This is a genomic window from Cryobacterium sp. Y62 (assembly GCF_002929785.1).
Taxonomy (GTDB): domain Bacteria; phylum Actinomycetota; class Actinomycetes; order Actinomycetales; family Microbacteriaceae; genus Cryobacterium.
This window is the reverse complement of the sequence record NZ_PJJK01000092.1, coordinates 1-12,393: the sequence shown is the minus strand read 5'-3', so window position 1 is coordinate 12,393 and position 12,393 is coordinate 1. Positions and strand designations below refer to the sequence as shown.

Genomic DNA, 12,393 nt, shown 5'->3' with positions numbered 1-12,393 from the left:
ACGAGGTGACGGATTCTTCGATCGGGTGTGTACTGGTCGCAAGAGAAGCATCTGCACCGGTGCGATCACCTTCGGACTCGTCAACGTGCCCGTCAACGTGCCCGTCAAGGTGTGCAGCGCTACCGAAGATCACGACGTCTCGCTGCACCAGGTGCACGATGCCGAGGGGGGACGCATCCGCTATCAACGTCGGTGTGAAGTGTGTTCCAAGGTCGTTCCCTACGACCGCATCGACAAGGCCTTCGACGACGACTACCAAGACGAGTTGCGGGCGCTCATCGAGGCCAAACTGAAGAGCGTGGAGGCCAGCCGGGATCGCGCCAAGCCCAAACCGAAGCGGTGTCGCGTTCGGCCTCGTGAGTTGTCGGCCTGGCCGCCGACGACCCGCGGCGTGCTTCGCCGAGGCTGCGGCGGCAGGACCGTTCACCATGACGGGACTAGTCGAGAACGTGTCCAGAGCAGATGCTGTGAGCACCATCGTTGGCCGCTCCCGCATCGAGATCCCCGCGCTCGCCGCGGACAGGAACTCCGCTGCCGCTGCCGGGGCTGCCGGGCTGCCGGTGAACGTGGCCGTGCCTGCGGACGCGCTGAAGGGCATCCGTTGGCTGAAATTGTGCATTCATGTGCCTGCGGGATCCCCGGACACCGAGGTACGCCAGGAGTCCGATCAGCGTGAAATCCCGGCGCATGTTGCGGACGGTGGCCCACAGTTAGGTAGCGCGGACCACGATCAGTTTGGCGCGCCGACCAGCCGTTTGACCGCAGCGAGCGGGATCGGCAGCCAGGCGGGTCGGTTGCGACTTTCATAGACGGCCTCGTAGAGAGCTTTGTCGAGTTCGAAGGCATCGAGCAGTGCACGCTGCTCGGTCAGTTTGAGACCGGAGCGTTGCGCGTAACCGTCGAGGAAAGCGCCACGGCAGGCCGTTGCCCATTCGGAAATCAACGGTAGATTCTTCGTGATCGCATCGGTCGACGAACCGGCTGAGGTGAGGGTGGCCGCGGCTTCGGCCGTGGTCGCCGTCATCGCTCCGGACACGTAGGAGAAGGATCGCAGCATGCCGGCGACGTCGCGCAGCGGGACATCGGGCCGGGTGCGTTCTCGCAGAGTGCGCAGCGGTTCACCTTCGAAATCCAGCAGCACCCAGCCGCGGCCCTGCACGTCGAGAACCTGCCCGAGGTGAAAGTCACCGTGGATGCGCTGGAGTCTGGGCCACACGGCGGATTCCGCCCGGGCAAACACCTTTTCGATGGCGCACTGGTATTTGGCCAGCTTCGGAACTTCGTGCAGGGTCTGACTGCAGCGCAGTCTCATCTTGGCCATTTCCGCGGCAATGACTTTGGGGGTCGTCTCCAGGGTCGGCAGTGTGCGCGCCAGATCGTGGTGCACGTCGGCGGTGGCCTGGCCCAGACGGAAGGCCGGGCCGGTGAAGTCACTTCCCGCTGCGGCAGCGATCAATGCCGTGCGCCAGGCATCTGGTGCATCGGGTAGAAACTCCTGAGCAAATGCCAGGTGGCCGACCGCACGCTGGCCGGGTTCGGCCGGATCGTCCCACTGGCCGAGAACAGCACCGAACGGCAGGGGGATCCGACTAGATCCGGCACCGGCCAGCGCGGCCTGTACCGTCACATCCGGATTCTCTCCAGCATGAATAATGCGGAAGACCTTGCAAATAATCGGCACCGCCGGGGCCCCGGTCGCGTCAACGCGCTCCACGATGATCGAGGTATTGGATTGCTCTCCGCTGAGCACCCGACTCGATACGACGGTTGCGACCGTCGTACTGGAGGGGGCGCTGGATCGCGGGCGCAGGTCCTCGCCGCGTGCGCCGGCGGCGGAGCGGTCAGCCACCGACGACTTGGCCGACGCGGACATGCCCTGCCGCTCCATAAAGGCGAGCAAAACGGTAGCGAAGGCGGGATCGTAGGCTGCATCGTAAATGTACCGCGCGTTCAACGAACCGGGTTGGCGCGCGGTGATCAGGGCGTTGTCAGTGCCGGGTAATTCCTCGACGCGTTCGGTGGTCGGCAACTGGTACAGCGTGAGCGTGAGGCTCGCTGTGTCGAGCACCAAGTCGACGCGAATGGTGACTCCCGGTTCGGCGCAGTCGAGCGCGAAATGCCCGATGCTGCGCAGCGCGGGAACGCGACCCTTGTTGCTGAACCAACGCTGCGTCGACACCCACGCGTTGACGTAGCTGGGCAGCGGGGTGCCGCGATGGTTTGGCGCGAGGTCCGCGTCGGCGGTTTTGTGGGGCTGCGAATCTCGGTTTGGACGGTGAACGCTGTCTCCATCGATCATGCCGCCAGCGTAGCGCCCTAACCGGGATTCTGCCGTTGCGCCAAAGCGGCCGAGACTCACTGTTTTGCAAAAGTTTCTGTCAGGCCGCGGCCGCCGGCGACCGTGTCGCCATGAGCGACGCCGATCTAGCGTTCCACGCACGCCTGATTGCCCTGAGCGGCAGCCCCTGCCTCGCTCGCATCCACAGCACTCTGATGACGGAGACATAAATGTGCCAGACCGTACTCCAGGACTTTTATCGGGTCGACGCAGAGTGGATCGCGGAGCATCGCGGTATCGCCGAGGCCGTGTTGAACGGCGACAGGACGCTGGTCGAGGGCCTAGTCAGCGACCATGCAGAGGGCGCGCTGGCGCGACTGAATAGGACGACGGCATCCATATCGGTGTGACCGGCACGGGCTGTGTGCACCCGGCCGCTGCTTAGCGCCCGGCCTCTGCTTAGCGCCCGGCCAGTTGCGCGCCTCGCCGGGACCGATCGTTTCCGGAGTCGAAAAGGTTCAAGCCGAGGCGTGCGCTGCCAGGGCGGGGGGCAGACGGGCCGGTTCGACGCGAATGCTGGTGCGCTCGCAGCCGGTGCACTTGAGGACATAGAGGGGGAGGGTGATGCGCAAAGCCTGCGCGGGGTTGGGTTTCAGGTCAGCTGGTGATTTGCAAAACGGGCAGGTGAGTCGCATCGAGGGGTTTCCCTTGGCTCATTTCTGCGCAAGCGGTAGCTCGCGTCAAAATGACCATAGAGTGAATCACAGTTCTTTGCTGCCCCTTGAATTCGTCGCGAAACTGTGTATACAGAACAGTCCGTCTCCCCCGCTAAACGAATGCCGCCATCAAGCTCACGACGACGGTGTCACCCTTCGTCGACAGCTGGCCGACCTCAGCGAAGCCGAGGCGGCCGTGGAACGCGAGGGATCCCGGGTTCGGCGGTTCGAGGTTGACCTCGCACAGCACCTCGGCGAGCAGTTCGCGGCGGGCCGCACCGAAGATGGTGTTGTAGAGCACCTGGCCGAGACCCTGCCCGCGAAAACCATCGGCCACGACGATACGGTCGACATAGAGAAAATCGGTGGATCGCTGGGAGAACCAGCGATAGTTCTCGCTCGCGTACTCGGCGCCGGCGACAAAAAGGATGGCAAAGCCAAGCACCTCTGCGGCCGCATCATCGTCGGCGACGACAGCGACCGCGAGGTGGCTGAGTTCGACCAGCGCGGCCAGCGCCGGCGCATCCAGCTCGTTGACCGCGGGAACGGCGGCATTGTTGAGCGCGAGCAGGCGTGGTAGATCGGCGGCATCGAGAGAACGAATCGAGTAGGTCACCCTTTAACGATAGGCCAGCGAGCCACCCGCAAATCGCAGGCCCGCTAGGCCTCCGCGCGCGTTCCGGCTCTGTAGACGGCGGCCGCGATGACCAAATCTTCCCAGGACATCCCGGTGCTCTTGAAGACGCGGGGGCGTTCTGTCGGGACGACGCAGCAGTCGGTGGGCACCAGGCTGCAGTCAAACAGCGGAGTATGCGCGGTAGTGGCGCAGACGATCAACTGGGCCGTTGCCACGTCAGCGGCTGGCCCGACTCCGCAGTCCTGTCAGAATGGACTATTGCCGTTTCGCTTTGGCAATACGATTCGCCAAGAGGAGACAACATCGCATGACTCATCCGGTGAGCACGAGCACAATCAACACGAGCACAAATAACTACAAGGCTGCCCGCGACCAGCTGTTGGCGCTGCGCGACGATCATGCCCGTGCCGCGCAAGAGTTTCGCTGGCCCGACGTCGGCGAGCACTTCAACTGGGCGACCGACTGGTTTGATGTGCTCGCTCGCGGCAACGACAAGATCGCTCTCTGGATCGTCGAAGAAGACGGCAACGAGCAGAAGTTCAGCTTCGCCGAGATGGCCTACCGCTCAGACCAAGTGGCCACCTGGCTGGTGCGGCAGGGCGTTGGTCGCGGCGACCACGTTATGCTCATGCTCGGCAACCAGCTCGAAATCTGGGAGGCGATGCTCGCCATCATGAAGGTCGGCGCGGTCATCATGCCGACAAGTGCAGTGCTCGCCACACATGACCTGACTGACCGGGTACGACGTGGTGGTGTCAAGCACGTGATCGCGAACGCGGCCGATGCGCCCAAGTTCGACGAGGTTCCCGGCGATTACACCCGCATCAGCGTTGGCGCACCGCGGCCCGGCTGGGCCGACTTCGCAGAGGCCTACGGCCTCACGCCGGAACCCATCGCGACGGTCGTGGCATCCGCTGACCCGTCACTGATCTATTTCACCTCCGGTACGACGAGCAAGCCTAAAATGGTGCTGCACTCGCAGACCTCCTACCCGGTCGGTCACCTGTCGACCATGTACTGGCTGGGACTGCGCCCCGGCGATGTGCACCTCGCCATCAGCTCGCCAGGCTGGGGCAAGCACGCCTGGAGCTGCTTCTTCGCCCCGTGGATCGCCGAGGCGACCGTATTCGTCTACAACTACTCCAAATTCGCTCCCGATGCTCTCTTCGCGCAGCTGCACCGCGCGAAGATCAGCACATTTTGTGCACCGCCGACGGTCTGGCGAATGCTCATTCAAGCGGATCTCGGCCCCCGGCCGGCCAACCTGCGCGAGTTGCTCTCTGCCGGGGAACCCCTCAATCCCGAGGTCATTCGCCAGATCGACGACGGCTGGCAGCTGACCATTCGCGACGGATTCGGGCAGACCGAAACCACCGCGATCGTCGGAAACGGACCGGGATCGGTGCTCAAAGCCGGGTCGATGGGCCTACCCTTGCCCGGCGTCTCGATCAAGCTGCTCGACCCGATCACCGAACTTCCTGCCAAGGAAGGTGAGATCTGCTTGGACCTGTCGACGAGTCCGGTCAACCTGATGACCGGCTACCACGATGAACCCGATCTGACCGCGCACGCCATTCGTGGTGGCTTCTTTCACACCGGCGACGTCGCCACTGTGGATGCCGACGGCTACCTCACCTTCATCGGCCGCACCGACGACGTGTTCAAGTCGAGCGACTACAAGGTGTCACCGTTCGAGGTGGAGAGCGTGCTGCTCGAGCACCCCGCGGTTGCCGAAGCCGCAGTCGTTCCGGCCCCGGACGCGACCCGGCTGAACATTCCCAAGGCGTACATTCACCTCGCCCCGGGCTGGGAGCCGACGGCCGAAACTGCCGAAAAGATACTGCTGCACGCCCGCACCCGGCTGCCCGCATACATGCGCGTGCGGCGGGTCGAGTTTTTCGACCTCCCGAAGACCATCTCCGGCAAGATCCGCCGGGTCGAACTGCGGGAGCGCGAAGCCGACGCGGCCTTCGTGGGCGCCCGGCTGCCGGATGAATGGCGCGACGACCAGTTTCCGGGGCTCAAGCGGTAGCAGTATCCGCTCGAAAAATCTGCGGGAAAGTCGGGGCTTACGGCCCGAGACAGGGCCCGGCCCGGTCGATAGCGTGGAAGCATGACCCTTCTTGACAACCCGCGTGCCACGACAACCGATGCCCCTACCAGCGCTATCAACGGCTGGGCCGGCTTCACCGCCGGGCCGTGGCAGCACGGCATTGACGTTCAAGATTTCATCCAGCACAACTACACGCCGTTCACTGGCGATGCGAGTTTTCTTACCGGCGCCACTGAGCGCACCCTGGCACTCTGGGCTCGGCTATCGGAGATGTTCCCCCGGGAGCGCGCGCTCGACGTCGACCCGTCCACCCCGGCGTCGATCACCGCGCATGCCCCCGGCTGCACCGACCAATCGAGCGAGATCATCGTCGGTCTGCAAACGGATGCCCCGCTCAAGCGTGCGATCATGCCCTTCGGCGGCTGGCGCATGGTCGCCACGAGTCTGGAAACCTACGGATACCCGGTCTCGTCCGAACTCGAAACCATTTTCACGAAGTACCGCAAAACGCACATCGACGGCGTCTTCGACGTCTACCCGCCCGCCGTCAAGCGGGCCAGGCACAGCCACCTCATCACCGGACTGCCGGATGCCTACGGTCGCGGCCGCATGATCGGCGACTACCGCCGCGTCGCGCTCTACGGTGTTACCGCCCTGATCGCGGCCAAGAAACTCGAACGCACCGCACTCGACGCGCAGCCGAGCACGGAGGAGATCATTCGCTCCCGCGAGGAGAACGCCGAGCAGGTACGCGCCCTGAAAGAACTCGTGCAGATGGCGGCGACCTACGGGTTCGACGTCACGCAGCCGGCGCGTACCGCGACCGAGGCGGTGCAATGGCTCTACTTCGCCTATCTCGGTGCGGTCAAGGAGCAAAACGGCCCTGCCATGTCGTTTGGGCGCAACAGCGCCTTTCTCGACATTTATATGGAGCGAGATCTCGCGGCGGGAATCCTGACCGAAAGCCAGGCGCAGGAACTGATTGACGACCTTGTGATCAAGCTGCGCATCGTGCGCTTTCTGCGCACCCCCGAATACGACCAGCTGTTCTCGGGCGACCCGACCTGGGTCACCGAGTCGCTCGGCGGCATCGGTCTCGACGGCCGCAACCACGTCGTCAAGAGCGCGTTTCGGTTTCTGCAGACGCTGTACAACCTGGGCCCGGCTCCCGAGCCGAACCTCACCGTGCTCTGGAGCGATACTCTGCCGGACGGTTTCAAACGCTTCTGCCCGCAGGTCTCCATCGATACCTCGGCCATTCAGTACCAGTCCGACGACCTCATTCGTGCGGCCTGGGGCGACGACGCCGCGATTGCGTGCTGTGTCTCGCCGATGGGCGTCGGCAAGCAGATGCAGTTTTTTGGCGCCAGGGCCAACGTGGTCAAGGCGCTGCTCTACGCCATCAACGGCGGCCGCGACGAGCTGACCGGCGAGCAGATCGCCCCGGTCACAGCGCCCCTGGATAGTGACGTGCTCGACTACGACACGGTCTGGGCGGCCTACCTCGCGAGCCTCGAATGGCTCGCCGCAACCTACGTCGACGCGCTCAATTGCATTCACTACATGCACGACAAGTACGCCTACGAGCGCCTGGAGATGGCCCTGCACGACGGCACTATTCTGCGCACAATGGCCTGCGGCATCGCCGGCCTCAGCGTCGCCGCCGATTCCCTCGCCGCCATCAAGTACGCCACCGTGCGCCCGGTGCGCGACGCCAGCGGCCTCGTCGTCGACTATACGATCGACGGCGACTACCCCGCGTTCGGCAATGACGATGACCGGGTCGATGCGATCGCGGTCACCATCGTCGAAACCTTCATGGCAATGATTCGCCAGTACCCCGCTTATCGCAATGCCGTGCACACCCAGTCGGTGCTCACGATCACTTCGAACGTGGTCTACGGCAAGAAGACCGGCAACACGCCTGACGGACGCCGCGCCGGCGCCCCGTTCGCGCCGGGAGCCAACCCGATGAACGGCCGGGACAGCCACGGCATGCTCGCATCGGCCCTGAGCGTGGCAAAACTGCCATACTCCGAAGCGCAGGACGGCATTTCGCTGACCAACACGGTCGTGCCGACCGGGCTCGGCCGCACTCCCGCGGAGCAGGTCACCAATCTGGTCGGCCTGATCGATGCCTACACGTTATCGCACGGCTATCACCTCAACATCAACGTGCTCAACCGCGAAACCCTCGAGGACGCCATGGAACACCCGGAGAACTACCCGCAGCTCACCATTCGGGTGTCGGGCTACGTCGTAAACTTCGTGCGCCTCACCCGGGAGCAACAGCGCGACGTCATCAGCCGCACCTTTCACACGAGCGTCTAGCCGTGTCAGCCGTGGTCAATCTTGGAGCGCACCGTCTGGGTCCGGTGAAACGGGTCACCGACGGTCCGTCAAAAGCGGATGCCATCAGACGGGCGATGCGCGCAGCATCCGTTGCCCGAGCTTCGACCGCAGATGACCTGCACCAACTGGATCTGACCTGCGCCGCGTCCAGCGCTGCCGCGGCGACCGACCTGCACCATCAAGAGTTGGAAGCGATCCGCGATGGCACGGTGGCGAGTGTGCATTCCTGGGAGCTGGTCACGTCGGTCGACGGACCGGGCACCCGGCTGACCTACTTTCTCTCCGGCTGTCTGTTGCGCTGTCAGTACTGCCACAATCCGGATACCTGGAAGATGCGCAACGGCGCACTCACGTCGATGAACGACGTGCTCGCGCGCATCCGTCGTTACCGCGCCGTGTTCGCGGCGACCGGCGGCGGCGTGACGCTATCCGGCGGAGAACCGCTCCTGCAACCCGCGTTCGTGGCGCGGCTGTTTGCCGAGTGTCACGAACTCGGTGTGCACACCACTCTTGACACGTCGGGGTACCTCGGCGCGAGTGCCACGGACGAACTGCTGGAAAACGCCGACCTGGTGCTGCTCGACGTGAAGTCAGGCCTCCCCGACACTTACCGCGAGGTGACCGGGCGCGAGCTGGCACCGACGATTGCGTTCGGCGACCGACTGCGCGAGCGTGGCATCAACGTGTGGGTGCGGTTCGTGCTCGTTCCGGGGCTGACCGACGCGGTCGACAACGTTGATGCGGTCGCCGAGATCGCGGCCCGGTGGCCGAACGTCACCCGGGTCGAGATGCTGCCGTTTCATCAGATGGGCGAGGACAAATGGAATCGCCTGGCGATTCCGTATCCGCTGCACGGCGTGCTGCCGCCCGATGCCGCGCTACAGGAGCGGGTGCGGGCCCAGTTTCGGGGCCACGGCCTCGCGACGTTCTAGCTAGAAGCGGGCGAGCAGTTCCGTCTTCTTGGCGAGGAATTCGGCATCCGTCACCACGCCGGCCTCGCGCAGTTGAGCGAGCTGCGAGAGATGCAGGGCGACTCCGGTCGATGCCCCAGCAGCGTGGTTTTCGAGTTCGCGGTGTGCGGGTGCGGCGGTGAGGGCCGGAAACGGCTCGAGAGCGAGGATCGGCCCGGGGGTAGGTTTCGGGGCGGCGTGACCGGACTGGGACATCCGGTCGATCCAGGCCAGTGCGATCGCCGAGAGGATGAACACCATGTGAATGATGACCTGCCAGAGCACGCCGTCCCAAGTGTAGATGTTGCCTGTGATGGTTTCGGTCGGGTTGTTATCGACGGGGGTGCCGCGCGCGGCCAGGTCGCCGACCTCGATGAAGGTCTTGAGCAGGTGGATCGACGAGATGCCCACGATGGCCATGGCGAGCTTGACCTTGAGCACGTTGGCATTGACGTGGGAGAGCCATTCCGGCTGGTCAGGGTGACCCTCCAAACGGATGCGAGACACAAACGTCTCGTAGCCGCCGATAATGACCATGATCAGCAAGTTCGCGATCATGACTACGTCGATCAGGCCGAGCACCGAGAGCATGATCGCGGCTTCTTCGACGTGGATGCTGCCGTCGTCCCCCGGCACAGTCAACGAGGTCCAGACGTCGCCGCCGAGGTTGATGAGTTCGACCATGAACACGATCACGTAGATGATCTGCGCAATGATGAGGCCAATATAAAGGGGCGCCTGCAGCCAGCGGCTGAAGAAAATCATGAGGCCAACGCTGCGCACCCAGCGAGACTGGGGCCGGAACGGGCGGGAGAGGGCTGTTTCAGTCACCGGTTGATCATAAACGAGGCCCGGGTGAGAACCACCTGTGTGCCGCAGGTTCTGTGGACGTACGCTGACGAGTGATGAATTCGGCCCCGATGGTCGCTCACCAGCACGGTGCCGTGAGCTCCCCGGCCAGTGTGCGGGCATGGACGGAACGATCAGAAAGATCTCAGCGAACGTGCACAAGCGCTGAGCCCGGGATCGCTCGGGCGAGCGAGCGGCGCGCCAGCAGGCTCGGGATCGGTACCAGTTATCACGGCGGCCGGCACCGCATCCGTTTCTGCCTGCAAGACGCAACCGCAGGCGTGGTCTGTCAAGGCTTCGGACGAAGTAACGCGGCAATAACGCTGGAGCACCATAGTCGTTACGCCCCACCCCTGTTCCAGCATGAATTGAATGAAGAGGAACGGAGCCATGCCCGAACCGATGCCCTGAACTACACGGCAGCCCTCGCTGTCTCCAAGTGGACTCGACCACCTTCGCCCACACGTGGTCAACCCCGGTGGCGGTAAAGTTTCATCGATTGGAGTGTTCAAGACCACGAAGAAGGATGTCGACGCCATTTTTGCGACGCATCTGCCGCCTTTGTGGCCGAGCATGACGGCGTTGTACCAATTGTCTTCTACGCCCACGGCGGGCTGGGGGCGACTGCTGTCGGTTCGGCCCGACCGATGGCATCCGCTTATTGTCGACATCTTTCGCATCCGGCGCTGTGGCCTGCGACACTGGAGAAACAGCTCTGCGTCGAGGTCGTCTGACCGATTCGCGGAAACGATGTACGCGCCGGCTCCTCGGAAGGACCCCATGCTCGATTTTCTGTTCAGCCCGATCCCCGGGATCATCTTCACGATTGTCGTGGTTCTGCTTATCGGCCTGATTTACGCCAAGACGATCTATAAAAACGCAGGGCCCGACGAGGCCCTCATTATCACGGGCAAGAAGAGCCGCAAGACCATCGTCGATGGCGCCACGCTCGAGGAATCCGGCCAGCGGGTCGTGCACGGGCAGGGCGTGTTCATCACGCCGTTCTTCCAGAAGGCGTTCAAGATCAGCCTGCGCAGCCGCGCGATTGAGATCACGGCCGTCGCGCAGGACCGCAACGGCATCACGCTCTCCGTCGAGGCCGTCGCCATCGTCAAGGTCGGCGACGATCCGGCCGCCATTCGCGCCGCCGCCCAGCGTTTTCTTGGACAGGACAAGAACATTGACGGCTTCGCGCAGGAGGTACTGAGCGGATCGCTGCGCTCCTCGATCGGTGCGACCGACGTTATGACCGTTATTCAAAAGCGCGACGAGCTCGGTACGTCGGTGCTGGCCACAGCCCGCGAATCGCTCGCCAATCAGGGGCTCGACGTTGACTCGTTCGAGATCAAGGGCATCACCGACGAGAACGACTATATTCGCGACATCGGCCGTGCCGAGCAGGCCAAGGTGCGTCGTCAGGCCGAGGTAGCCGAGCACGTTGCGAACCGCGAGTCGCAGGAAGCCCTGATCACCGCCGAGCAGGCCATCGCAGAAGCTCAGAACACGCTTGCGCTGCGTAAGGCCGCGCTGCAGCTCGATACCGACAAGGCCTCCGCCGAGGCCGCCGCGTCGAAGCCGCTTGCTGAGGCGAAGGCGCAGCAGGCCATCGTGCAGGAGCAGGAACTCACTGCCCAGCGCCGGGCCAGCCTGCGCAAGGCCGAGCTCGAGTCCGAGGTCAACGCCATCGCCGACGCAGACGCCTATCGCATTCGTGTGACAGCGATTGCCGCCGCCGAAGCATCCGTCGCCAAGGCCACTGCCGATCGCGACAGCCGTGTCGCCAACGCCGACGCCACGCGCGCTGAGGGCCAGGCCGAGGCCGATGCCATTCTCGCCCGCGGTACCGCCGAGGCGACGGCCACCCGGCTCTCAGCCGAGGCCGTCGCTCAGCAGTCTGAGGCGCTCATTCAGCTGCGCCTGGTCGAAATGCTCCCGCAGATCGCGCACGAGCTCGCGGCGCCGATAGGCAACATTGACCAGCTCACGGTTATTTCAACGGATGGCGCCAGCCAACTCTCCAAAAACGTCGCGTCCGGCTTCAGCGAGGTCGACGCCGTGCTCGGCTCCACCATGGGGATCGGCATTAAGGACCTGCTCGGTGGCCTGCTTGGCGGCACCGCGGGAGCCGCTTTGCGGAACGCGACACCCAGTTACAGCAGCGCAGCCCCCTCGACCGCTGGCGCTGCGCCGACTCCCTCGAGCGCAACGGGCGCTGCTTCAGCACAGTCCGGGGTGACGCCGACCTCGGTGTCGGCCGCGGCCGCGCCGTCGGCCACATCGCAGTCTACGTCGATGGCCGCGTCCGCGGCGACAGCTGCCGCAGCGGCGCGATCAGCAGCGGAAGCATCCGTTTCTCAGTCGATCGACGACGTTGATTTCGATGCTGTCGCTGACGAAGCCGCTGCCGCAATCACCCGCACTGCGGCAGCGCGGCTGCCCAAGAAGGCCGGGGACCGCCTGCTGCCGTAGTGCCCTGACCGCCGTAACTGGGGTTAGCAGCCGGGGCCGTGGGGGTTGGCGTGGCAGTCTTTGGCGACGAGGACGGTGGATTCGTTGGT

9 protein-coding genes and 1 pseudogene are annotated in these 12,393 nt (G+C 64.2%); 7 read left to right on the top strand and 3 right to left on the bottom strand.

Going from position 1 to position 12,393, the window contains the following annotated elements:
- Positions 1-25 precede the first annotated feature (25 nt).
- Positions 26-250, top strand: a pseudogene (locus CXY71_RS21865) (Ku protein); the annotation flags it as partial.
- A gap of 480 nt (positions 251-730) precedes the next feature.
- On the opposite strand, the gene CXY71_RS05590 reads toward CXY71_RS21865, so the two are convergent.
- Positions 731-2,299: a phosphotransferase gene (locus tag CXY71_RS05590; RefSeq protein WP_158252989.1), complete on the bottom strand. Its 1,569-nt coding sequence runs from the start codon at positions 2,297-2,299 to the stop codon at positions 731-733.
- Here CXY71_RS05590 and CXY71_RS22575 point away from each other — a divergent pair.
- The gene (locus tag CXY71_RS22575; protein WP_368665860.1) at positions 2,221-2,508 is read left to right on the top strand and encodes an FCD domain-containing protein; all 288 of its coding nucleotides are present in this window, start codon (positions 2,221-2,223) and stop codon (positions 2,506-2,508) included. The genes CXY71_RS05590 and CXY71_RS22575 overlap by 79 nt on opposite strands.
- Positions 2,509-2,688 (top strand): hypothetical protein, encoded by a 180-nt coding sequence (locus CXY71_RS05580; RefSeq protein WP_104134678.1) that lies wholly within the window; start codon positions 2,509-2,511, stop codon positions 2,686-2,688.
- A 418-nt stretch (positions 2,689-3,106) separates the two neighbouring features.
- On the opposite strand, the gene CXY71_RS05575 is transcribed toward CXY71_RS05580, so the two are convergent.
- Positions 3,107-3,610 carry a GNAT family N-acetyltransferase gene (locus CXY71_RS05575; RefSeq protein ID WP_104134677.1) on the bottom strand — a complete coding sequence of 168 codons (504 nt, stop codon included), beginning with the start codon at positions 3,608-3,610 and terminating at the stop codon, positions 3,107-3,109.
- Positions 3,611-3,938: 328 nt separating this feature from the next.
- Between CXY71_RS05575 and CXY71_RS05565 the strand changes: the two genes are divergently transcribed.
- The 3 genes from CXY71_RS05565 to pflA all read left to right on the top strand — a co-directional run bounded on the left by CXY71_RS05565 (position 3,939) and on the right by pflA (position 8,968).
- Positions 3,939-5,663, top strand: coding sequence for an AMP-binding protein (locus CXY71_RS05565; protein WP_304481825.1), 1,725 nt, complete (start codon positions 3,939-3,941; stop codon positions 5,661-5,663).
- A gap of 81 nt (positions 5,664-5,744) precedes the next feature.
- The gene (pflB, locus tag CXY71_RS05560; protein WP_104134675.1) at positions 5,745-8,015 is read left to right on the top strand and encodes a formate C-acetyltransferase; all 2,271 of its coding nucleotides are present in this window, start codon (positions 5,745-5,747) and stop codon (positions 8,013-8,015) included.
- Positions 8,016-8,017: 2 nt separating this feature from the next.
- Positions 8,018-8,968, top strand: coding sequence for a pyruvate formate-lyase-activating protein (gene pflA, locus CXY71_RS05555; protein ID WP_233204442.1), 951 nt, complete (start codon positions 8,018-8,020; stop codon positions 8,966-8,968).
- On the opposite strand, the gene CXY71_RS05550 is transcribed toward pflA, so the two are convergent.
- Positions 8,969-9,817 carry a TIGR00645 family protein gene (locus CXY71_RS05550; RefSeq protein ID WP_233204441.1) on the bottom strand — a complete coding sequence of 283 codons (849 nt, stop codon included), beginning with the start codon at positions 9,815-9,817 and terminating at the stop codon, positions 8,969-8,971.
- Positions 9,818-10,615: 798 nt separating this feature from the next.
- On the opposite strand from CXY71_RS05550, the gene CXY71_RS22430 reads away from it, so the two are divergent.
- Positions 10,616-12,304: a flotillin family protein gene (locus CXY71_RS22430; RefSeq protein WP_158252987.1), complete on the top strand. Its 1,689-nt coding sequence runs from the start codon at positions 10,616-10,618 to the stop codon at positions 12,302-12,304.
- The last annotated feature ends 89 nt before the right edge of the window (positions 12,305-12,393 follow it).

Bases quoted from the DNA above. Each gene is read 5' to 3' on its own strand.
- pflB (WP_104134675.1), top strand. From the start codon at position 5,745: ATGACCCTTCTTGACAACCCGCGTGCCACGACAACCGATGCCCCTACC.
- CXY71_RS05565 (WP_304481825.1), top strand. From the start codon at position 3,939: ATGACTCATCCGGTGAGCACGAGCACAATCAACACGAGCACAAATAAC.
- CXY71_RS22430 (WP_158252987.1), top strand. From the start codon at position 10,616: ATGCTCGATTTTCTGTTCAGCCCGATCCCCGGGATCATCTTCACGATT.
- CXY71_RS05580 (WP_104134678.1), top strand. From the start codon at position 2,509: ATGTGCCAGACCGTACTCCAGGACTTTTATCGGGTCGACGCAGAGTGG.
- CXY71_RS05590 (WP_158252989.1), bottom strand. From the start codon at position 2,299: ATGATCGATGGAGACAGCGTTCACCGTCCAAACCGAGATTCGCAGCCC.